The 22,548-nt window shown below is 63.6% G+C and carries 19 protein-coding genes; 11 read left to right on the top strand and 8 right to left on the bottom strand.

The window, feature by feature from the left end; genetic code table 11:
* Positions 1–90 precede the first annotated feature (90 nt).
* The 4 genes from GC1_RS21370 to repA form a co-directional block, all read right to left on the bottom strand.
* Positions 91–1,416 carry an MFS transporter gene (locus tag GC1_RS21370; protein WP_019294365.1) on the bottom strand — a complete coding sequence of 442 codons (1,326 nt, stop codon included), beginning with the start codon at positions 1,414–1,416 and terminating at the stop codon, positions 91–93.
* Between the two features lie 354 nt (positions 1,417–1,770).
* On the bottom strand, positions 1,771–2,913 hold the full coding sequence (repC, locus tag GC1_RS21365; protein WP_019294364.1) for a plasmid replication protein RepC: 1,143 nt from the start codon (positions 2,911–2,913) through the stop codon (positions 1,771–1,773).
* Between the two features lie 180 nt (positions 2,914–3,093).
* Positions 3,094–4,068, bottom strand: a complete 975-nt coding sequence (gene repB / locus GC1_RS21360) for a plasmid partitioning protein RepB (RefSeq protein ID WP_019294363.1) — start codon at positions 4,066–4,068, stop codon at positions 3,094–3,096.
* Positions 4,068–5,243, bottom strand: a complete 1,176-nt coding sequence (gene repA / locus GC1_RS21355; RefSeq protein ID WP_029204611.1) for a plasmid partitioning protein RepA — start codon at positions 5,241–5,243, stop codon at positions 4,068–4,070. Before repA ends, repB begins: the two co-directional genes overlap by 1 nt.
* 469 nt (positions 5,244–5,712) lie before the next feature.
* On the opposite strand from repA, the gene GC1_RS21350 reads away from it, so the two are divergent.
* The 3 genes from GC1_RS21350 to GC1_RS21340 all read left to right on the top strand — a co-directional run bounded on the left by GC1_RS21350 (position 5,713) and on the right by GC1_RS21340 (position 8,801).
* Positions 5,713–7,269, top strand: coding sequence for a trimethylamine methyltransferase family protein (locus GC1_RS21350; RefSeq protein WP_019294361.1), 1,557 nt, complete (start codon positions 5,713–5,715; stop codon positions 7,267–7,269).
* 66 nt (positions 7,270–7,335) lie between these two features.
* On the top strand, positions 7,336–8,070 hold the full coding sequence (locus tag GC1_RS21345; protein ID WP_019294360.1) for an SDR family NAD(P)-dependent oxidoreductase: 735 nt from the start codon (positions 7,336–7,338) through the stop codon (positions 8,068–8,070).
* Positions 8,067–8,801 carry an SDR family NAD(P)-dependent oxidoreductase gene (locus GC1_RS21340; RefSeq protein ID WP_019294359.1) on the top strand — a complete coding sequence of 245 codons (735 nt, stop codon included), beginning with the start codon at positions 8,067–8,069 and terminating at the stop codon, positions 8,799–8,801. Before GC1_RS21345 ends, GC1_RS21340 begins: the two co-directional genes overlap by 4 nt.
* A 70-nt stretch (positions 8,802–8,871) precedes the next feature.
* Here the strand turns inward: GC1_RS21340 and GC1_RS21335 are convergent, their stop codons facing one another.
* Genes GC1_RS21335 through GC1_RS21320 form a run of 4 tightly spaced genes read right to left on the bottom strand, consistent with a single transcriptional unit; the run spans position 8,872 to position 13,347 of the window.
* On the bottom strand, positions 8,872–10,212 hold the full coding sequence (locus GC1_RS21335) for an NAD(P)/FAD-dependent oxidoreductase (RefSeq protein WP_019296935.1): 1,341 nt from the start codon (positions 10,210–10,212) through the stop codon (positions 8,872–8,874).
* Positions 10,209–11,708 carry an aldehyde dehydrogenase gene (locus tag GC1_RS21330; RefSeq protein WP_019296936.1) on the bottom strand — a complete coding sequence of 500 codons (1,500 nt, stop codon included), beginning with the start codon at positions 11,706–11,708 and terminating at the stop codon, positions 10,209–10,211. Before GC1_RS21330 ends, GC1_RS21335 begins: the two co-directional genes overlap by 4 nt.
* A gap of 3 nt (positions 11,709–11,711) precedes the next feature.
* Entirely contained in the window at positions 11,712–12,629 is a 918-nt protein-coding gene (locus GC1_RS21325) for a dihydrodipicolinate synthase family protein (protein ID WP_019296937.1), read from the bottom strand.
* A gap of 7 nt (positions 12,630–12,636) precedes the next feature.
* Positions 12,637–13,347 carry a GntR family transcriptional regulator gene (locus GC1_RS21320; protein ID WP_019296938.1) on the bottom strand — a complete coding sequence of 237 codons (711 nt, stop codon included), beginning with the start codon at positions 13,345–13,347 and terminating at the stop codon, positions 12,637–12,639.
* A 212-nt stretch (positions 13,348–13,559) separates the two neighbouring features.
* On the opposite strand from GC1_RS21320, the gene GC1_RS21315 reads away from it, so the two are divergent.
* The 8 genes from GC1_RS21315 (at position 13,560) to GC1_RS21280 (ending at position 22,548) form a co-directional block, all read left to right on the top strand.
* Positions 13,560–14,510 (top strand): GlxA family transcriptional regulator, encoded by a 951-nt coding sequence (locus GC1_RS21315; RefSeq protein WP_019296939.1) that lies wholly within the window; start codon positions 13,560–13,562, stop codon positions 14,508–14,510.
* Between the two features lie 168 nt (positions 14,511–14,678).
* Positions 14,679–15,593 (top strand): LysR substrate-binding domain-containing protein, encoded by a 915-nt coding sequence (locus GC1_RS21310; protein WP_019296940.1) that lies wholly within the window; start codon positions 14,679–14,681, stop codon positions 15,591–15,593.
* Between the two features lie 96 nt (positions 15,594–15,689).
* Positions 15,690–16,844, top strand: coding sequence for an aromatic ring-hydroxylating oxygenase subunit alpha (locus GC1_RS21305; protein ID WP_019296941.1), 1,155 nt, complete (start codon positions 15,690–15,692; stop codon positions 16,842–16,844).
* The gene (locus GC1_RS21300) at positions 16,841–18,292 is read left to right on the top strand and encodes an aldehyde dehydrogenase family protein (protein ID WP_019296942.1); all 1,452 of its coding nucleotides are present in this window, start codon (positions 16,841–16,843) and stop codon (positions 18,290–18,292) included. The genes GC1_RS21305 and GC1_RS21300 overlap by 4 nt, the downstream gene beginning before the upstream one ends.
* 3 nt (positions 18,293–18,295) lie before the next feature.
* Positions 18,296–18,535, top strand: coding sequence for a hypothetical protein (locus GC1_RS21295; protein WP_019296943.1), 240 nt, complete (start codon positions 18,296–18,298; stop codon positions 18,533–18,535).
* Between the two features lie 96 nt (positions 18,536–18,631).
* The gene (locus GC1_RS21290) at positions 18,632–19,726 is read left to right on the top strand and encodes an alcohol dehydrogenase family protein (protein WP_019296944.1); all 1,095 of its coding nucleotides are present in this window, start codon (positions 18,632–18,634) and stop codon (positions 19,724–19,726) included.
* Positions 19,723–20,847 (top strand): mandelate racemase/muconate lactonizing enzyme family protein, encoded by a 1,125-nt coding sequence (locus tag GC1_RS21285; protein ID WP_019296945.1) that lies wholly within the window; start codon positions 19,723–19,725, stop codon positions 20,845–20,847. Before GC1_RS21290 ends, GC1_RS21285 begins: the two co-directional genes overlap by 4 nt.
* A 357-nt stretch (positions 20,848–21,204) precedes the next feature.
* Positions 21,205–22,548, top strand: coding sequence for a Na(+)-translocating NADH-quinone reductase subunit A (locus tag GC1_RS21280; protein ID WP_029204879.1), 1,344 nt, complete (start codon positions 21,205–21,207; stop codon positions 22,546–22,548).

Genomic DNA, 22,548 nt, shown 5'->3' with positions numbered 1-22,548 from the left:
TCGCTTGGTTGCCGGTTTAGCAATAAGCTACTCATTTAGGACATTATGTCTAGTCATAAAATGAATAAGCGGCGCCTTTGCCCGGCGATGCTAGGGTCCCTCTTTCTGCGGTATCCGCGGGTGCAGATCGTCAATGATGATCGGATGCGCATGCGGGTGGCCGCCCTGCAGATGCGGATGATCGGGCGGCAGGTCCGGGTGCTCATGCGCAACCGGCGCTGCGCTGTCCGCAGGCCACAGGTGCTGCGCCGCGATCAGCCCGGCAGCGGCCAGCAGCGCCAGCACCAGCATTGCGGCCCCTGCCCCCCAGGACGCCATCAGCCAGGCCGACAGCGGATAGAACACCAGCCAGCAGGCATGCGACAGGGTGAACTGTGCGGCAAAGATCGCAGGCCGGTCCGCTGCATGGGCAGAACGTGCCAGCAGCCGCCCTGAAGGCGTCATCACGGCGGAATAGCCAAGGCCGATCACGAACCAGGCAATTGCCAGCCGTGCAAAATCCAGTGGCAGCGCCAGCAGGGTCAAAGCCAGCACCATCAGCGCAGCAGTCCCCAGCGCGCCGCCCGCCAGCATCACGCTGCGGTCGGGAACACGCTCCAGCAGCCGCGGCAGCAGCATTGCCGACAGCATCGAACCGCCGCCGAAACAGGCCAGTGCCAGCGCCACCGCGCTTTCCCCCTGCCCCAGCCAGGCGCGCACCAGCACCACGGTGTTGACCAGCACCATCGCGGCCATTGCCGAGACCACCCAGTTCATTGCCAGCAGCCCGCGCAGCCGCGGGGTGCGCAGATAGTTGCGAATGCCGCGGGTGGTGCGCTGCCAGATGGGCCGGGGCGCCTTGGGCGCTGGCGACGGCAGAACGATTGAAACGAGCAGCAAGGCTGAGGCCGCAAACCCCGCCGCGGTACCCCAGAACAGCGTCGAGGAACTGACCAGCACCAAGAGCGCCGCCGCCAGCATCGGACTGATGAGGCTTTCCAGTTCATAGGCCATCCGCGACAGCGACAGCGCCTGAGTATAGTCCTTCTCCTCCGGCAGCACATCGGGGATCGAGGCCTGGAAGGCGGGCGTGAACCCGGCTGAGGCAGACTGCAGCACAAAGATCAGCAGATAGACCTGCCAGACCTCGGTGACGAACGGCAGGCAAACGGCCACTGCCACCCGCACCATGTCCAGGCTGATCAGCATCCGGCGCCGGTCCACCTGTTCAGCCCAGGCGGCGGCAACCGGGGCCACGGTGACATAGGCCACCATCTTGATCGTCAATGCTGTGCCCAGCACCACACCCGCGCGCTCCCCGGCCAGATCATAGGCCAAAAGGCCAAGCGCCACGGTCGCAAGTCCGGTGCCGCTGAGCGCCACGATCTGGGCGAGGAACAGGTGCCGGTAGGTTCGGTTCTTCAGGATAGAGAGCATGCAGGCCTTGCCTTCTGGCTGGGAATATCCCCGCCACTGTGACCGCGGCCCGGCGCGGAAAGCAATGGTCCACTGCAGCCGGAGCGCCAAGCAAAAGTAGAAAATTGTCAGCTGACAATTTCAGTCAAAAGTAGCCGGTGCCGGGAGGCGCCGCCGGTGATTTTCAACCTCAAACTCTGCGCCGGTCCACATCCGTTCCCCGGTGGAAACCGGCTTCACGCGCAGGGCGGGCTTCGCGGCATTCCCAAAAGTTGTCAGCTGACAATTCACTTCTGGCTCCTGTACTGGAGAAGCCGAAATCCAGTGTTCACCGCGTCAAACCAGTCACTGAAGACCGGCGGCTTGTGAAAATTGTCAGCTGGCAATCTCCGCCCGATTCCCCGCCTGCAGCAGTGCGTTCAGCATCGGCGCTGTGGAAAACTGGCCTGCGCGCGCCTTCTGCGCCAAGCGTCTGAGGTAGGCGCCGGGGCTGCGGATGGTGCCGAGTTTCTCCAGCATGCACATCACTGCCGTTGCCGCGTCCTTGCGGCCCATGGCAGCGCGTGCGTCGCTTAGGACCGGCATCTCGATCCCCATCATGGGCGACAGGGTTTCTGCAATGCGGTCGGCATCCTGCCAGCTGCGCAATGCACCAGGGTAGTAGGTCTGAACCTCTGGGCAGGCACGCAGCACCTTGGCCAGATCACTGCTTTTCTCTGCTGTGCTGTCCTCTGCATCTGAATGCAATGGCGAAGGGCATGGCGCTGAGACCTGAGCCTCTTCAGAGTCAGAATCTTTTTTTACTGAATCCTGTATGTGCCGCTCATTTTGGCTGTCAGGGCCGCTCATTTGGCGTGCAGGAAGTTTGGTTTCCTGGGCAGGCTCTTCGGGTGTCCGGCTGGCAATTTCATCCTGCAGGGCGTTGGCCATTGCGGTCAATTCGGTGGCGCAAGGTTTGCGGCGCAGCAGTTTGCGGGCGGCTTCCAGCAGCACGTCAGCACCGCCCTCCGCCAGCTCCAGCAGTTCTTGCCGCAGCACGGCAACCCGGTCGCGCAGCAGGGCCAGGCGCTCGGCACGGGCCTTGGCGTCTAGCGCGGCATCAAAGATCTGGCTGGCATGGCGGGCGAGGGGGGAGAGATCGAAGCCAAAGGCAAGGGCCATGTCTTCGCCGCTGCGGCGCGCATACCGCTTACGGTTGGGGCTGTTCTTCCGGCTGACAATGCCAATCCGGGTGAGGGCAGCCAGGTGGCGGCGCAGGGTGCTTTCGGGCATCCCGTTGAGCCGCTCCATCAGCTTGCGGTTCGACGGGAACACGATGGCGCTGTCGGGCGCCGCAGGCAAGGCGCGCTCCGGGAAGAAAGTCAGCAGCGCCTTCAGGACGCCAAGGGTGCGGTGGCTCAGTTCAAATTCCGCGGCGGCGTGCGTCAGCGCAGCCAGAAGGTCCCACTTGTCGTGGGTACCCGCCAGCCGGCCGCACGGATCCTGCCGCCCAAATGCGATTTGGGACGCCTGTTCCATGATTTTTTCACGAAAGACAAAAAATACCCGCCCCTGTGCGGCGCACAGAGTTGACACTGACGAGTCTGAGAGGCTATTCCAAAGGTGCTAAATCTGAGAACGGCCTTCTGGGATGTAATGTCCTGGGGGGCTTTTCTTTTGCCTGCTACGTGCCTCCTGTCCTGTTTTCTCTGCTCTTGCTCAGTCTTCCGGCTGCTCGGGCTGGTCTTGCTGCCAGCGGCCGTGAAGCTCTGCCATGATCTCTTCCGCGTTTTCGTCGAACCAGGCGTCAAAGCCGGGCGCGTGCTTGCCGGAGATCGTCAGGGTGATGCCCTTGGCGGTTGTCTTGATGCCTGCGACCTCAGTCCCGTTGCTGCCGGGCAGGCCGCGGGTCTTTGGCGGGGCAGGGGGGGCTTTCACCTCCTGGCTCACGCCCTGGGCATGTGTCAGAACCGCCTCGAACCGCCCGTCGGAATCGAAAGTGGTGAAATCGGGCCGGTTAGTCCGGGTAATTGCCCGGGCCCGCGCTGCGGGATCGTCAAACAGCTTGACCATCTGCATCCAGCGGTCGCGGCCGATGCCGGGGGCGGAGCCGATGGCCCGCAGGAAGGGAAGCTCAAACGCGGTGCCGACCTTCAGCATCCGCGACACCATCGGCAGGTCGATCGACAGCGCCGCGGCAATTGTCGGCCGGTCATAGCCGTCGTTCTGCAGCTGCGCCGCAAAAGATGCCTTCTCGATGAAACTGAGGTCCAGGCGCGAGGTGTTTTCCTGCCCCTGCGCCATCACCAGCGCGTGGTCGTCCAGTTGGCGCACCATCGCCTTTACGGCCATGCCAAGTTCCCGCAGCGCCATTAGACGGCGGCGGCCATAGACGATCTCGAACCGCCCCGGCGCCTTGGGGTGCGGACGCAGCAGCACCGGCACCTGCTGGCCATAGGTCCGCAGGCTCTCCTTCAGCTGGTTAAGCGCGGCGCCGTCCAGGCCCAGCCGGTCCTCGTAGCCCGCGTCGTCGATCAGCGCGGCGTCGATCTCCTGCACCGCGCTTTCCTGCAGCTTGCTGAGCGAGGATTGCAGCGCCCCGACCGCGCCGCGGGGCATCATCTTGGGTTTCGGCCCCGGAGCGGATGCTGCGGGGCTGCTGAGTGCCGTGCTGAGAATGCCTTTGCGTGCCATCAACGCCTCCATGCTTGTTGAAGGAGCGATTCTATTTCATCGTTAACTTGATTTAGTGAATCGACCGCACGGTCGTAGGTTGACCTGTGAAACATGGACCTTTCGACCTCATAGACGGTTTGCTGGGTCAGGCCCGCATCGGAAATCGCGGTGGATTTCAGCATCGGCGCGACCATCACTTCCTCGCCGAACAATTGCCGCAGGAATGCAACCACCTGTTGCTGCGGGCCGTCGTTTGGCTCGTACCGGTTGATGAGAAAGCGCAGGAAATCGAACTCCAGCGTGGCGCCGGCGTTGGAAACCACGTCCAATAGTTCGGCCGACATCTGCAGGAACTGCGACATCGAGGCGATGTCGAGCATATTCGGCACCACGGTGATGATCACACCAGTGGAGGCGCAGAGCGCTGACATGGTCAGATAGCCCAGCTGCGGCGGGCAGTCGAAGATGATCACGTCGTAATCCTTCTCGACCTCCTGCAGCGCCGCGGCCATGCGCGAGAAGAACGCGGGCTGCACGTTATTGATCAGCGCTTGCGGGGTCTCGTGCTCAAACTCCTGCAGGATCAGCCCGCCGGGGGCCAGATCCAGATTGGCGAAATAGGTTTCCTGGATGATGTCGCGCAGGGGCAGGGGGTCTTCATAGCGGATTGCGTCATAAATCGTCCCTGTTTCGAGGAAATCGACCTCCGGCTGGTAGCCGAAAAGCGTCGTCAGCGACGCCTGCGGGTCGATGTCCACCGCCAGCACCCGGTAGCCCTTGAGTGCCAGCCGCTGCGCGGTGTGAATGGAGGATGTGGTCTTGCCCGAGCCGCCCTTGAAGTTCAGGAACGACAGCACCTGCACCTTGTCGCCTTCACGCCGCCCGCGCAGGTAGGTGCCCGGCGTCTTGGCCGCGGCATCCAGGATCTTGCGCATCTCCATCAGGTCGGCGGCGGAATAATGGCGGCGCCCGCCGGGCGTGGTGTGCACCTCGGGGAATTTGCCGTCAAAATGCAGCTTGCGCAGGAAGCTGGGAGAGATGCCCAGCATCTCAGCTGCCTCTCCCGCGCTGAACAGGCGCAATTCCTTCCTTGCATCCGGCGCAAAACTGGCCAGCATGTGGCTGTTGAGGGCCGCACTGAGGTTCTCCGCGTTCTCGCGGATACGCTGATTGATGTGGAGTGCTACTGCCACCTGCTGCCCTCTCGATAGTAACGCTGTTTTGCGTCAGCGCTTTATTTATCGTTTCTATACGCAATGCGAACGCAGTTGTGCAATAGATTCCTTCAGTTAGAGGTTGCAGCCGGGCGTTTTGGTTCTCCGCCATACACGGTGCATTTCGGGTGAATTTCCCGTAACTCATTGAAATTATGAAAATTGCCAAAGGTCAAATGAGCTCTCACGGCCTGTGGATAATTTTTCGCTGCGGTATGCATGATGCGCAAGACCGGCGCGGCTGGCGAGTTGCCAAGGCAGAGAGATTCCCGGAAAACAGCCGGTATAGGCTCTAAATGCACATTCTGAGCCTTGAGCGGAATAAACCGGATCTGACCCCAGGCCGGTTCCGCCGGACAGAGTGTCGGTTTCTGCAACCGGATTTCGCAATCCTGCAGGTGAAACCCGATTCATTTGGAGAAACTCACCGTCAAAGGAGACCCCTGCGATGACTGAGCAAGCCACTGCCACCCGCGCCCGCTCCGGCGGCCGCAACGCCCGCCGCGCCCTGCGCACCGCGCCCAAGTTCGACATGCTGCCGGGGCTGACCCGCAACATCCCGCTGTGCGAGGTGATGGACGGCGGCCAGGTCGAAAAGATCGACAACGCCTCGATGGACATTCTGGAGAATGTGGGCGTCCAGTTCCGCGACCCCATCGCGCTGGAGGACTGGAAGAGGGCAGGGGCCAAGGTCGTGGGAGAACTGGTTTACCTCGACCGCGGCCTGGTGCGGGAATTGATCAAGACCATTCCCAGCGATTTCACCTATCACGCGCGGGATCCGAAAAAGAACGTGCGCCTGGGCGGCAAGCATTCGATCTTTGTGCCGATGACCGGCGCGCCGTTCCTGCGCGACCTGGAGGATGTGCGCCGCAACCCGATGCTGGACGACCTGGCGATGTTCCATAAGCTGGCGCATATGATGCCGGCCCTGCACTCCTCGGCGCACCACATCGTGGAGCCGTATGACCATCCGATCAGCCAGCGCCATCTGCGCATCACCTATTCGTCGATGAAATACTCCGACAAGACGTTCATGGGCATGACCACCAGCCCCAAGAACGCCGAGGACGTGATGGATATGTGCGCCATCCTGTTCGGGGAAGAGTTCATCATGAATAACCCGGTCACCACCGGCAACTGCAACGGCAACTCGCCGCTGGTCTGGGATGAGACCATGCTGGGCGCCATGCGCGCCTTTGGCGCGCGCCGTCAGCCGGTGCTGTGCTCGCCGTTTGTTCTGGGCGGTGCCAACACCCCGGCCTCGGTCGCGGCCTCGGTTGCGCAGCTGAACGCAGAAGCGCTGTCGGCGCTGGCCTATACCCAGGTCTGCAACCCGGGCACCCCGGCGATCTACGGGCACTACCTGTCGACCGTCAGCATGAAATCCGGTGCGCCGATGGCGGGCACGCCGGAGATTTCGCTGATGAACTTCATGATCGGCCAGATGGCGCGCTACTACGATGTGCCGTGGCGGACCTCCAACACCCTGGGCGGGGCCAAGACGTTTGACGCGCAAGCGGGTTATGAATCCGCCACCACACTGTCGGCAGTGATGCACGCGGGCGCCAACTATATCTGGCATTCGGCAGGCTGGAACGAAGCCGGGATGCACTGCTCGGTTGCAAAATTCATCGTCGATGCGGAGCAATGCGCGATGGCCTACCGGATGGCGGAAGGCCCGAAATGGGACGATTTCGACCAGGCGATTGCCGCGGTTCCGGATGTCGGCCCCGGCGGCCACTATCTCGGCCACCCGCACACCCAGGAGAACTTCCAGGAGGCGTTCTTCATGCCGGAACTGTTCGACAATAACTCGATCGAGCAATGGCAGGCGGAGGGCAGCGTCGAGATTACCGAACGTGCCCTGACTCGCGCCAAGAAGTTGCTGGCGGAGTATCAGGAGCCGAAGCTGGACGAGGCAAAGAACGAAGAACTGCTGGATTACATCGCCCGGCGCGAGCGGGAGATCCCCGCGGCGGATGAGCTGAACCAAAGCTACTAGGCTTCCTCCCCGACTGGCCCGCCCTTCGATAGGGCGGGCTTTTTTTCTGACAGGAAAGGGAACGTAATGGAATTTCATGGAAAATGTGCGCTGGTCACCGGCGCGGCGGGCGGTATAGGCGCCTCCATCGTTCAGCGCCTGCGTGCCGCCGGCGCCACCGTGGCGGTTGCCGACCGCGATACCAGCGGCATTGAGGCCGAGGTGCATCTGCCCGGCAATCTGCTGGACGCAGCATATGCCAACACGCTGCCGCAAGCAGCGGCAGAGGCGCTTGGCGGGCTGGACATCGTCATCAACAACGCCGGCGTTATCACCCGCGGCCCGGTGACCGAGACCTCGGACGCCGATTGGGACCTGTCGATGGGTGTGAACGTGGAGGCGCCGTTCCGCATCTGCCGCGCAGCGATCCCGATCATGGCGCAAACTGGCGGCGGTGCCATCGTCAATACCTCCTCCTGCTGGGGTGGCAAAAACCCGGGACCGAACCACGCGCTCTACTGCATGACCAAGGCGGCGATTGCCTCGCTGACGCAATGCATGGGGATGGATCACGCCCACCAGGGCATCCGCATCAATGCGGTCTGCCCGAATGAGGTGAACACGCCGATGCTGCGGACCGGTTTTGCCAAGCGCGGCTTTGATCCGGACAGCGCCGTTGCGGAGCTGGGCAAGACGGTGCCGCTGGGCCGGATTGCCGAGCCGGAGGACATTGCCGATGTGGTGATGTTCCTGGCGTCAGACGCGGCCCGCTACATGTGCGGCGCATTGGTTGAGGTCAACGGCGGGAAACCGGTGTCATGATGCGGTTTCAGGGCAAGGTAGCGCTGGTCACCGGCGGCCGCAGTGGCATCGGTTTGGCAATTGCCCGGCGGCTGCGGGACGAAGGCGCGCGGGTGTTCACCGCGCAGCGCGGGCCGGATGCGGAGTTTGAGGCAATCCCGGCAGATTTCACCGATCCGGACAGCCCGGCGCAGGTGGTGGCCGAGGCTGCCAGCAGGGCAGGGGGGCTGGATGTGCTGGTCAACAATGCCGGCATGATGCAGGAGGCACGCGTCGAGGAGATGACCCTCGCCGACTGGCAGCGCAATCTGACGGTGAACCTGACCGCGCCGTTCCTGATGATCCAGGCGGCGCTGCCGCATTTGCGCAAATCCCGCGGCAGCATCGTCAACACCGGCTCGATCGAGGGGCTGGGCAGCAATCCCGGCCACGCCGCCTATTGCGCCTCCAAGGCGGGGCTGCACGGGCTCACCCGCGCGGTGGCGGTGGATCATGGGCACGAGGGCATCCGCTGCAACGCGGTGGCGCCGGGCTGGATCGACACTGAACTGAACATGGATTTCATCGAGGGGATGCCGGATCCGGAGGCCTTCCGCCGGGATATTGCCGGCATCCACCCGGTTGCCCGCACCGGCAAGCCGGAAGAAGTGGCGGCGCTGGCGGCCTTCCTCGCGTCAGAGGACGCGGGCTTCATAACCGGCCAGGTCTATACCGTGGACGGCGGCCGGATGGCCAAGCTGAGCCTGCCCTGACAGCCGCTTCTTTCTGGTCCGAAATACCCCGGGGGAGGCCGCAGGCCGGGGGCAGCGCCCCCTCCGTCCTCTACTCCTTGCCGGACCGCCATTCCTTCCACATCAGGTAGGTATTGGCGCCCAGCGAGGCAAAGGGCTCCGGCGGCAGTTTGGGCGGCATCGGCTGGGCCAGGAAATGGCTGGCGATCTGTGAGCCGCCCTGCAGCACCAGTTCGGCAATGCCCATGCCTTGCAACGTGCCGCGGGCGATGCCGAGGCCGTTCTGGCAGCAGGCGGAATAGATCCCCTGGTCCAGCTCTCCGAATGCGGCAGAACCGTTGCGGCTGAGGCAGAGCATCCCGGCCCAGCGGTGTTCCATCTTGACCCCTTCCAGATGCGGGAAGCGTTCCTTGAACTTGCGGTCCTGCACCCAGCCGGCGTTGCGCAGGCGCATTTCGCTGGTCTCGATGGTGGGGTGGAAGCTGGAGCAGGTTCTGACCAGGATCCGGTCGCCATAGGAGCCTGAGATCCGCCGCACGGAGGTGCCCATCGGGTCTGCAGGCGTGACTGACCAGCGCGGTGTGCCGCCAAGCCGCTTGACCTGCTCCGGAGTCAGGCGTTCGGTCATCGAGGCGTAAAGGCAGATGTGCATCAAGCGGCGCTGGTAGAAGCCGAAGCTTTCCAGGTGGCCGTTGTTGGCGAGGATAATTTTGCCGGTGCTGAGGCGCCCCCTGGGGGTGCTGACGAGCCAGCCATCCGCCTGTTTTTCAAACCCGGTGGCGGGAGTGTTTTCAAAGACACTGATCCGGCCCGCCAGATGGGCCGACAGGGCGCGGATATAGGCGGCGGGCTGGATCATCACCGTACCGGGCGCATAGAGGCCGGAGGTGTAGTGCGGGCTGCCGGTGCGCTCCTGCATGTCCTGCTGGCTCAGCAGCTGATGCGGCTCGCCCAGCCGCTGCAGATGGGCGGCGAAATCGCGGTTGTGCTGGTCGCCGGCCTTGGTCGCGGCGGCGTTGATCTTGCCTGCGGGGTCGAACATCTCCTGCGGCAGGGCGCAGTCCTGCGCCACCTCCGTGGCGAAGGCGATGGCCTTGCGGTTCATGGAAATCGCGGCCTTGTCGGCCTCCAGCCCCGATCCGGCGTAGTTGTCGGAGGCCAGATCATGCGGCAGGTCGATCATGAAACCGGAATTGCGCCCGGCGGAGCCCTCGGCAAAGCGGCCGGCCTCCAGCAAGACCACCTTCAGCGACGGGTCCAGCTGGTGCAGGCGGCGGGCGGCGGACAGGCCCGCAAACCCGCCGCCGATGATGGTGACATCGGCGGTCAGGTCGTGTGCTAGCACCGGCAGGGGGGCTTGCTGCGGCAGGATGGCATTCCATCCCGCCGCACCGGTCTGCCGGGGCAGGCGTTTGGCAGTGTAGGCGGTCAATCCACGGCCTCGTCTGCGTCGTCGGCCAGGTCGATCCAGATGGTTTTCAGCTGGGTGTACTGGTCGTGGGCATGGACGGAGTTGTCGCGGCCGCCAAAGCCGGACTGTTTGTAGCCGCCGAAGGGTGTGGAGATATCGCCCTCGCCAAAGCTGTTCACGGTCACCGTGCCTGCCCGGATGGCGCGGGCGCCACGGATCGCGCGTTTGGCGTTGGCGGTGAAGATCGAGGCGCAAAGGCCATACTGGGTGTCATTGGCGATGCGGATCGCCTCGTCAAAGCCGCTGACCTCGATCACCGACAGGACGGGGCCGAAGATCTCCTCACGCGCCAGAACCGCGTCGTTGCCCGGCACCTCGACCACGGTCGCCTCGACAAAGGCGCCGCCCTGCGCCTTGCCGCCCAGCACCACGTTTTCTGCCTGTTCCAAGTAGCTGCAGACCTTGTCGAAATGCGCCTGGGACACCAGTGCGCCCATGCGGGTTTCCGGGTCCAGCGGATCGCCCACGTTCCAGGCCTTGGCGTGATGTGCGATGCGTTCCAGCAGTTCAGCCTTCACATCCTTGTGCACGATCAGGCGTGACGAAGCCGAGCAGTTTTCGCCCATGTTCCAGAACGCGCCGTTGACGATATGCGCGGCCACGCGGTCCAGGTTCTCGGCGTCGTCCATGACGATGGCGGGGTTCTTGCCGCCCATCTCCAGCACCACTTCCTTGGCGTTGCTTTCCGCCGAATAGGCTAGGAATTTCTTGCCGGTCACGGTGGAGCCGGTGAAGGAGACCATGTCGATATCCATGTGGCGGCCGATGGGTTCTCCCACATCAGCACCGCCGCCGGGCACGATGTTCAGCACGCCTCGCGGCAGGCCCGCTTCCATCGCCAGTTCCGCGACACGCAGCGCGGTCAATGTGGTTTCCGCGGCGGGTTTCACCACCACAGAGCAGCCTGCGGCCAGCGCCGGGCCGATCTTCCACGCCAGCATCAGCAGCGGGAAATTCCACGGCAATACCAGGCCAACCACGCCGATGGGTTCACGCACCACCATCGCGATGTGATCGTCGGAGGCGGGCGACACCTGGTCATAGATCTTGTCGATCGCTTCCGCGTGCCATTTGATGCAGTGGATGGTCTCCGGCACATCGACGGTTTCGCAGTCATAGATGGTCTTGCCGGAATCCAGGCTTTCCATCACCGCCAGTTCATGGGCGTTGCGGGTCATCAGTTTGCACAGCCGGATCATCACGTCCTTGCGCTCTGACGGGTGCAGGCGGGACCAGCGGCCATCGTCGAAGGCTTCGCGCGCCTTTTCAACCGCAACATCCACATCCGCGGCCTCGCAGGCGGCGATATCCGCCAGCTTCTCGCCGGTGGCCGGGTTCACGGTTTCAAAGGTTTTGCCAGAGGCCGCGGGGCAGTACTTGCCGTCAATGAACGCAGCCGTGGGCAGGTCCAGATTGGCGGCGATGGATTTGTATTCGTCTTGAGTAAGCAAAGTCATTCCTTAACCCTCCGCCTCAATATCTGCGATTTTCTGTTTCAGCACCCGCACGACCTGTTCCAGCGCGCGTTTGTCGTCCTTGTTCAGCCCCTTCAGCGGCGCGCGCATGGCGCCGGCCTCGATGCCGTTCATGGTGACGCCATGCTTGATGGTCTGGATGAACTTGCCGCCCTGTTCCAGCACGCGCATCAAGGGCATCATTGCCGACATGATGCGGCGGCCCTTGGCAAAGTTGCCTTCGATCACGCATGCATTGTAGAGCGCAACGTGTTCCTTGGGCAGGAAGTTCGAGCCGCCGCAGACCCAGAAGGGCGCGCCCCAGGCAAAGAATTCCAGTGCCTGGTCGTCCATGCCGCAGCCCAGCTGGATATGCGGGTAGTCGCGGGCCAGAAGGTGCACCCGGTTGATATCGCCGGAGCTTTCCTTGATGCCGCAGAAATTGCGGGAACGGCCGACCCGGTCGAGAAACTCCTCCCCCATCATGGTGCCGGTGCGGTGCGGGTAGTTGTAGAGCATCACTGGCAGATCGGCGGCCTTATCAATCGCCAGCGCGTTCAGTGCGTTTTCGCGGTCGGTCGGGACCGAGTAGGGCGGCGAAGCTAAGAGGATGCTATCGGCACCGATCTCCTTGGCGCCTGTTGCCAGAGCGATGGAGTCGCTGGTCAGCATCGCCCCGGTGCCGACGACCAGCGGCAGGCGGCCCTTCAGCCGTTCATGGGTGAAGCGGGCAAGTGCAATGCGTTCCTCGACGGTCTGGGCATAGTTCTCGCCCGTTGAGCCGCCGGAGATCAGCCCGTGCACGCCGTTCTCAACCAGGTATTCAATCACCTCGGCCAGCGCGTCCCAATTGACGCTGCCGTCCTCGAAATGGGGTGTCACCACAGGGGTGTATATCCCCTCAAAGCGGAAAATCGGGGTCATATCATCCTCATGCAGGGGTTTTGCGTGCGACGGTTCCCAAGGGCACGTCCAGCCCGGCGGGCATGACGAACAGCTCAATCTGGTCGCGCGACAGGTTCCAATGCTCAATCGCCAGCTGGCCCGCCGCCGCCTCGTCGCCGGCCTCGATGGCGGCGATGATGGCGTCGTGCTGGGAGCTGGCCTCATCCAGGTTTTCCGCCATCCGGGCGTCCTGGGGGCGGTAGAAGGTCATGCCGATGCGGGCATGGTCGATCAGCAGGCGCTGAAAGGACGGCAGCAGATAGATGTTGTCCGCCATCTCGCCGGTGATCTCGTGGAAACGGTTGTTGGCCATCGCCCGGTCGGCGCTGGAGCCGGTGCGAAGCGCTGCCTTGAAATCCTCCTGTGCGGACTTCAGCGCCGAGACTTGCGCGGGCGTGGCGTGTTTTGCCGCCAGTTGCATCACCGCGCCATAGATCATCGGTGCGGCCAGGAAGAAGTCGCGCAGGGTCATGTGCGACATCTCGCTGACCCGCGCACCGCGGTTTTCGCGCAAATCCACATAGCCCTCGCCGGCAAGCTGGCGCAGCACCTCGCGCAGGGGCGTGCGCGACAGGCCCGACTCCTCAGAGAGTTTGGCCTCGTCCAGATCGGCGCCGGGGCGGAGCTCCAGCGTCATGATTGCGGTCTTCAGGCGGCTGTAGAGCGCAGCCTTCCGGTTCTTTGAGGCGTCTTTCACGGGCTTCTCTCCTGCCGCTTTGCGGTACGGGATTCTCTGGCTTGCGGGCTCTATGACACAAAAATACATATTGTGTACACAGAAAAAATATGGTGTGTGCAAACAGCGGGCGCAACGCGGCTTGCAGCAGGCAGGGCAGGGGGCCTAGCCTGTCCGGGCGCGAGGGCAATGCAGCCAGGCCCGCACAGCGTTACTTGTCAGGCGGTTGACCCATGACCAAAACCCAGCATTTCGCCTTTCTCCTGCTCGAGGAGTTTTCCCATCTGGCGTTTTCCTGCGCGGTGGAACCGCTGCGGATCGCCAACCTGGTCAGCGGCCAGGATCTCTATGACTGGTCGCTCGGATCGGAGAATGGCGAGACCGCGACCTGCTCAAACGGCTCGGTGACACTGGTGCACTACGGCTTTGACGCGGTCCCGAAATGCGACCGGCTGTTTGCCCTGTCGGGCATCCATATGCGCAATCATGTGACCAAGCCGCTGCTGGCCGCGCTGCGCCGGGAGAAGGCGCGCGGCGTTGCCGTGGGCGCGCTGTGCTCCGGTGCCTGGGTGCTGGCAGAGGCCGGGTTTCTGGATGGCATGCAGGCGGCGATCCATTGGGAATACCACGACAGCTTCATGGAGGCGTTCCCGGAGGTGAACCTGGTGCGCAACGTGTTTGTGTCAGACGAAAAGCACGTGACAGCGTCAGGCGGCACCGCCACGGCGGATCTTATGCTGCATCTGATCGAGCGGGACCACGGCTATGACCTGGCGGTCGCGGTGGCCGACCAGATGGTTTACAACGCGGTGCGCAATGCCACCGCCGAGCAGCGGGTGTCGCTGCAGTCGCGCAACGGGATGCGCAACGCGCATCTGGCCCGCGCGATTCAGATGATGCATGACCACATCAGCGACCCCATCTCCCCCGCCCGCATTGCCGAGGAGATTGGCATCTCCACCCGCCAGCTGGAGCGGCTGTTCGGCAAATACCTCAATACCTCGCCGAAAAAATACTCGATGGAGATGCGGCTGGAACGCGCCCGCAATCTGCTGATCCAGACTGAGGCCTCGGTGACCGACGTGGCGCTCAGCTGCGGGTTCGACAGCCCGGGGCATTTTTCCCGGGTCTACAAGGCGGCCTTCAACGTGACCCCGATGCTGCAGCGCGGGCGGATTGAGTGAGGCTGCCGGAAACCGGCGCGGTTGCCGGCCATGAATAATCGATTTTTCATGGCCGTTTTCATCGGATGAAAACGGCGAGCGCCTGAAATTTCCGGTCTGGCCTTCAAAGATGTTTTCCTCATATTGAAATGAGGATCACTCACCCGAGCCATATGCCAGGAGCCGCAGATGTCCCGCCGCCACTACAACCTGCCGCCGTTGACCACCCTTGCGGCCTTTGAGGCTGCAGCCCGGCATCTGAGCTTCAAGAACGCGGCGCAGGAGCTGTCGGTCACGCCCGGCGCGGTCAGCCATCAGGTCAAGGCGCTGGAGGCCGAGTTGCAGGCGCCGCTGTTTCAGCGCAAGCACCGTGGCGTGGAGCTGACTGAGGAGGGCGAAGCGCTGTTTGAAACCCTGGCCTCGTCGTTTTCAAAGATCTCCCTCAGCCTCAAGACCATCCGCGACCGCCAGACCGGGGATACCGTGACTATCGGCTCCACCTCTGCCGTTGCCTCGCTGTGGCTGTCACCCTCGGTGGTGCGGTTCTGGGGCCGGCACCCGGATGTTAACGTCAACCAGATCGTCAATGACCGGCCCCTGCGCAGCATGCCGGATGTGGACTTCTATATCCGTTACGGGCGCGAACGGGACACGCGGCTGGAGCAGACCGAACTGTACCGCGATCACTTGGTGCCTGTCGGCAATGCGGAACTGGCGGAGAAGCTCACCGGCTGCCCGCTGGAGGAGCTGGCGCAAGAGCGGCTTGTGCATCTGGAGTCCGATGACAAAAGCTGGACCACCTGGGCCGACTGGTTTCAGCAGCTGGGCTACGACGGTCCCATCGCAACAGGCGTGCGGGTGAACAATTACGCGGTGGCGCTGCAGGCGGCGCAGGATGGGGTCGGGCTGGTGCTGGGCTGGCAGCGGCTGCTGCACCCCCTGCTGACAACCAGCCAGCTGGTGCCGATCGGCCCGCATGTTCTGGCAGCGCCGCATGGTTTCCATCTGGTGGGCCGCCCGGATGCGGAATTGTCGGAATCCGCCCGTTTGCTTCGCAAATGGGTGATTGGCGAGGTCAATCGAAGCTCGGATGAGCTCAGCTAACTCCAGCGCGAAAATTCCTGATATTGAGTGAATCTGGTCTCTGCCTTCAATGGCGCAAAACGCGCACATCTTTTTCCTGCCTTGGAGAGACCCCAGATGAACAAGCATGACACGCTTGCCCCGGTGATGGCTCCGGTCAACGTGGCCAACGGCCTGCCGAACGCCCATTACATCGACCCCGCCGTCTTTGCCGAAGAGAAACGCTCGGTCCTGTTCAAGAACTGGTCCGGCATCGGTTTTGGCAAGGATGTGCCGGAGCCGGGTTATGCCAAGCCGGTGGATTTCCTCGGCATGCCGCTGCTGATCGTGCGCGACAAGGACGGCGAGATCGGCGTCTTCCAGAACACCTGCCGCCACCGCGGCATGATCCTGGTCGAGAAGGCCGGCAAGATCCGCGGCGCCATCCGCTGCGCCTATCACAGCTGGTGCTATGGCCTTGATGGCCGTCTGGTCTCCACCCCGCATGTGGGCGGCCCCGGCAACAACAAGCATGAAGACATTAAGCTGGATGAGCTGGGCCTGGTGCGCATCCGCTCTTACGTCTGGCGCGATGTGGTGTTTGTGAACGTTGACGGCACCGCGCCAGAGTTCGAAGAAGTCCATGCAGGTCTGCTGGAGCGCTGGAAGGAGTTCGAAACCCCGGTGCATCACGGCGGCGAAGACTCTGGCTTCAAGCTGGAAGTCAAAACCAACTGGAAACTGGCGGTCGAAAACTACTGTGAAAGCTATCACCTGCCGTGGGTGCATCCGGGGCTGAACAGCTATTCGCGCCTGGAAGACCACTACAATATCGAAGTGCCGGGCCACTATTCCGGCCAGGGCACCCTGGTCTACCGCCAGATGAAGGGCGAAGACGGCAAGGTGTTCCCGGACTTTGAAGGGCTTTCCAGCAAATGGGACGAAGGCGGCGAATATGTGGCCGTTTACCCGAACGTCCTGTTGGGTGTGCAGCGCGACCATGCCTTTGCGATCATCCTGGAACCGGTCGACACCGAAAACACCGTTGAGCACATCGAGCTCTACTACGCGAAGTCCAACGAGGACACGCCGGAGCTGGAAAACCTGCGCACCGAGAACGCCAAGCTGTGGAAAACCGTGTTCGAAGAGGACGTCTTTGTTGTCGAGGGCATGCAGAAGGGCCGCCATGGTGAGCTGTTCGACGGCGGGCGCTTCTCGCCGGCGATGGACGGGCCGACCCATAATTTCCATGCCTGGGTGGCCGATCAGGTGACCAAGGGCCGCGAGGCATGAGTTCTTTCCTGAAAGACGGGCTGGCCAGGAACTTCCTGGCCGGTGCCTGGGTTGAGGGCGACGGCGGTGCACGCATGGCTGTCGAGGATCCGGGCAACGGCAGCCACGTGGGCGACTGCGCGCTGGCGGGCGAGGAGAGCCTGGCGAAAGCGCTGGAAGCGGCGCGGGCAAGTTTCGAGCGCGGCGATCTGGCCGCCATGAAGCCCGCCAAGCGCGGCCAGCTGATGCAGCGCATCGCGGCGGAGATCCGCGGAATTGCTGATGAGGGCGCAGACTTGCTGTGCCGGGAAAGCGGCAAGAGCCTGAGCGCTGCGCATGATGAATTCGAAGAGGCCGCGCAGTATTTCGAATACTACGGCGGCATGGCCGACAAGATCGAAGGCAAGTCGATCCCGCTCGGCCCCGATTACGCTGATTATACAGTCTATGAGCCCTACGGCGTTTCCGCCCAGATCGTGCCGTGGAACTTCCCGGTGTCGATTGCGGCGCGCTCCCTGGCGCCTGCGATGGCTGCGGGCAACTCTGTAATTATCAAATCGCCGGAACTGGACCCGATGGCATTGGCGATGCTGGGCGTTGCGCTGGAGCGCGCAGAGGTACCGGCAGGCGCAGTGTCGATCCTCAACGGCATCGGTGCTGAGCTGGGTGCGCGGCTGGTCGAAAGCCCGATGGTGGATCAGATTGTCTTCACAGGCTCGGTCCCGACCGGCCAGGCGATCCTGCGCGCCGCCGCTAATCCGGTCACGCCCGCGCTGATGGAGCTGGGCGGCAAGTCCGCGGCGGTGGCGTTCGAGGACGCCAATCTGGACACGCTGATGTCCAGCTTGCAAAGCGGTATCTTCTACAACGCAGGCCAGGTTTGTTCGGCGATGTCGCGGGTGCTGGTGCACCGTTCGATCTATGACGAGGCGGTGGAACGCGCCGCCGCGCTGGCAAATGGCCTCAGCGTTGGCCACGGGCTGGAAAACCCCGGCCTGACCCCGGTGATCTCTGCCCGCCAGCTGGACGGGATCGAAACCCTGACCGCCACTGCCCGCCAAAGCGGCGCCCGCGCGGCCTCGGGCGGTTCCCGGCTGGAGCGCGAGGGGTATTTCATGGCGCCGACCATCCTGGCGGATGTGGACCCCGCGTCCCGCGTCGCGCAGGAAGAGATCTTTGGCCCCGTCACCTGTTTCACGCCGTTTGACACCGAAGCCGAGGCAATCGCCATGGCGAACGGCACCGAGTTCGGGCTGGTGGCCGGTGTCTTCACCCGCGATCTGGCGCGCGCGCACCGGGTGGCGAACCGTCTGCGGGCGGGTCAGGTGTTTGTGAACGAGTGGTTCGCGGGCGGCATCTCCACCCCGTTCGGCGGGGTCGGCAAATCCGGCTTTGGCCGCGAAAAGGGACTGGAGGCGCTCTACAACTACGTGCGCACCAAGAACATCGCGATCTCGCTGAAGGGCTGAGGCATGGAGCGCGCAGAGCTCGACCAGGCGCTGCTGCAGGCGCATGAGGACAAGGACAGCGCAGAGCTGGTCCGGCTGTACACACTGGCTGGGGGTCAGGCGGAGGAGGCGGGCAACATTGACGCCGCCTGCTTCTACCTGACCCACGCCTTTGTCTTTGCGCTGGAGGCCGGATTGCCGGCAGCGAAGGAGCTGAACCGCCGCCTGGCGGAGCGCGGCCGCGCGCATCCGCTGGAGCTGTGAGACAAGTTTCAGGGCACTGTCCCCGGGGGGACGGCGCCCTGTTTTGGCCGGCAGGGGAGGGCCGGCCAATCAAATTCTAAAAGGGGAGGCACGAGCATGATTCCGGAGAAAATGGCGGCGGTTCTGCTGACTGGTCATGGTGGTATCGAGAAGCTTGAGTACTGCACCGATGTGCCGGTGCCGCAGCCCGGAACGGGCGAAGTGCTGATCCGCGTGGCGGCGGCGGGTATCAACAACACCGATATCAACACCCGCATCGGCTGGTATTCCAAGGCGGTCGACGCCGACACCAATGCAGGCGGCGCCACCGGGTTCGACAGTGTCAACGACGACGACGCCAGCTGGTCCGGCAAGCCGCTGGAATTCCCGCGCATCCAAGGCGCTGACGCTTGCGGCCAAATCGCGTCGGTGGGGGAGGGGGTCGATCCCGCCCGCATCGGCGAGCGGGTGCTGGTGCGCAACATGCTGCGGACTTACGTCGACTACCGCCCCTATGAATGCTGGACTTTCGGCAGCGAATGCGACGGCGGCTTTGCCCAGTTTGCGGTGGCGCCTGCGCGCGAAACCCATGCGGTGAACTGCGATTGGTCCGATGCGGAACTCGCCTCGATCCCCTGCGCCTATTCCACCGCGGAGAACATGCTGCACCGTGTTGGCTTGGGCGCGGAAACCGTGCTGATTTCCGGCGCCTCCGGCGGTGTCGGCTCTGCCGCCGTGCAGCTGGCCAAGCGCCGCGGTGCCACGGTGATTGCGCTGTCCTCTGCCGCCAAGGCGGATGAAGTTCTGGCGCTTGGCGCCGACCGGGTGGTGGACCGCAACGCGGATCTGGTCAAGGAACTGGGTGAAGGTTCCATCGACGTTGTGGTCGATCTGGTTGCTGGGCCGCAATGGCCCGCTTTTCTGGACGTTTTACGGCGCGGCGGGCGATACACGACTGCCGGCGCTATCGCCGGGCCGATCAGCGAGATCGACGTGCGCACGCTCTACCTCAAGGACCTGACCCTGATGGGCTGCACCTTCCAGGAGGATGAGGTGTTCGCCAATCTGATCTCTTACATCGAAGCCGGAGAAATCCGGCCGCTGGTGGCCAAGACCTATCCGCTGAGCGACATTGCCGCCGCGCAGGAGGACTTCCTGAGCAAGAAACACGCAGGCAAGCTGGTGCTTATGATCCCGGAGGCCGAGGCGTGAAGATCAGGAAGATCGAGCTTTATCAGCTGGACCTGCCCTATTCCGGCGGCGTCTACATGCTGTCGGGCGGGCGGGAGTACCGCAGCTTTGATGCGTCCTTCGTGCGCATCACCACCGATACGGGGCTGGAGGGCTGGGGCGAAAGCACGCCGTTCGGCTCCACCTATATCGCTGCGCATGCCCTGGGTGTAAGGGCAGGCATTGCCGAGATCGCGCCCTATCTTCTGGGCCGCGACCCGCGGCAGATGGACCGCATCAACGAGGCAATGGATGAGGCGCTGCTGGGCCACAACCACGCCAAGTCCGCAATTGATCTGGCCTGCTGGGACCTGTTCGGCAAATCGGTCAACCTGCCGGTCTGCGAGCTGCTGGGCGGCTCGACGGGCAAACGCCTGCCGGTGATCTCCTCGATCTATGCAGGCAGCCCCGAGGATATGCGCGCCCGCGTCGCGCAGCACCGGGAGATGGGGTATCTGGGTCATTCTGTGAAGATCGGCGCGCTGGACGGCGAAGGCGGCCCGGCGCTGGATGCCGAGCGCATCCGTGCGTCGCTGGCCGACCGGCAGCCGGGGGAGTTCTTTCTGGTCGATGCCAACGGCGGGCTGACGCCGGAAACCGCGCTGCGGATGCTGCGGATGCTGCCGGAGGGGCTGGATTTCGTGCTGGAGGCGCCCTGCAAGACCTGGCGCGAGACCATGTCGCTGCGCAAACGCTGCACTGTGCCGATCATCTTGGATGAGCTGGTGCAGCAGGATGAGGACATCGCTCTGATGCTGGCCGAGGATGTGGCCGATGGCATTGGCCTCAAGATCTCCAAGGCCGGGGGGCTGACCCATGGGCGGCGGCACCGGGACATGTGCCTGTCCGCGGGTGCGACGGTCAGCGTGCAGGATACCGTCGGGTCCGTGGTCGCGTTTTCCGCCATCGCCCATCTGGGTGCGACGGTGCCGGAGCGGTCCCTGCGCTGCATTCTGGACTGCCGCGATATGGTGACGCTGAAAACGGCAGAATTCGACGCACCAGTGCAGGACGGCGGCGTGCTGGTGCCCGACGCGCCGGGGCTGGGGATCACCGTCGACCGCGGCCTGATGGGCGCGCCGCAGGCCGTTTGGGAGGCCTGAATACGCAGTATTTGGTAGAATCAGTTTCAACCGCGTGTTGAGACTGGCAGGCAGACTGGCCCGCCCTGGCGGCGCCTGCGGGAACGGCGTTGCCGTTTCCGCCTGTCCGCTTTGACGGTTTCCCGAAGGGCGTGAGCGCCAACAGTCTGATAAAAGCGCGGCACACACAGGAAATCGGGAAACTGGCAGGGGCACAGCCTTGCCAATCGGCGCCGAATTTGATTCGAGTGCGCCGGAAATCAGGACAGGCTGTGCGGATGTGCGGAAAACGGCGTTTTGTGCGTTTTCTTTGCCGCCGCTGCCGGAACGGGGTAAGAACCGCCACGGGATTCGGCCTTGGAGGGACGTAGCGCAAATATGAAGACATTTAACTTGAGAAAGGGGCTGGATCTGCCGGTGACAGGCGCACCGGAGCAGGTGATCCACGACGGCCCCTCCATCACCTCGGTGGCCGTGCTGGGCCCCGACTACATGGGCCTGAAACCCCGCATGCTGGTGCAGGAAGGAGAGGAGGTCCGCCGCGGCACTCCGCTGTTCTGCCACAAGGATGCCGAGGCCGCGATGATGGTCGCGCCAATGACCGGCAAGGTCGTGGCGATCAACCGCGGCGCCCGCCGGGTGCTGGAAAGCGTGGTGATCGCGATTTCCGATGCCGAGGATACCGGCATTGATTTCTCCGCCACTGGCAATGCTGACACTGCCGAGGGCCTGACCGAAAAGCTGTGCGCCGCCGGTCTCTGGACCGCCTTCCGCACCCGTCCCTATTCCAAGATGCCGCAGCCGGGCAGCAAGCCCGCCGCGATCTTTGTAACCGCGATGGACAGCGAGCCGCTGGCCGCAGATGCCGCCGTGATCATCAATGATGCGGCTGAGGCGTTTGAGGCGGGCCTGAAGGCCGTGACCCTGCTGACCGACGGCACCACCTATCTGTGCCAGAAGGCAGGCGACAGCATTCCGGGTGCGAACCTTGCCGGTGTCGAGGCTGCGGGTTTCTCCGGCCCGCATCCCTCGGGTCTGGCGGGCACCCACATCCACTTCCTGCATCCCGTCCGCGCGAACGACCAAGTCTGGACCGTGTCCTATCAGGACGTGATCGCCATCGGCCGCCTGCTGCTGACCGGTCATCTGGACCCCTCCACCGTGGTTGCCATCTCCGGTCCCGCTGCGCGCAGCCCCCGTCTGGTCCGCACCGTGACAGGCGCCTCCACCGATGAACTGACCCGCGGCGAGATCGCCTCGGACGGTCCGGTGCGGGTGATCTCCGGGTCGATCCTGTCGGGCCGCCACGCGGCTGGCTCGCTGGCGTTCCTGGGCCGCTTTGCCCGCCAGGTTGCGATCATCGAAGAAGACCGCAAGCAGATCCCGCTGGGCTGGATCCGCCCGATGGGCGGAAAATACGCGGTGCAGCCGGTGCTGGGTTCGGCGCTCAGCCGCAAGCTGTTCAACCTCACCAGCAACCTCAACGGCGGCCGCCGGGCGATGGTGCCCACCGGCACCTTTGAGCAGCTGATGCCGCAGGACTACCTGCCGACGCAGCTCTTGCGTGCTCTGCTGGTGATGGACACCGACACCGCACAGGCACTGGGTGCGCTGGAGCTGGACGAAGAGGACATGGGCCTCGTCGGCTTTGCCTGCCCGGCCAAGTACGAATACGGGCTGGCGCTGCGCGACTGCCTGACCAAGATTGAAAAGGAGGGCTGA

The sequence above is a fragment of the Leisingera sp. ANG1 genome (assembly GCF_000203975.2).
In the GTDB taxonomy this organism is placed as follows: Bacteria; Pseudomonadota; Alphaproteobacteria; order Rhodobacterales; family Rhodobacteraceae; genus Leisingera.
The sequence above is the reverse complement of the archived record's forward strand: the minus strand, read 5'-3'. Positions and strand labels throughout refer to the sequence as shown.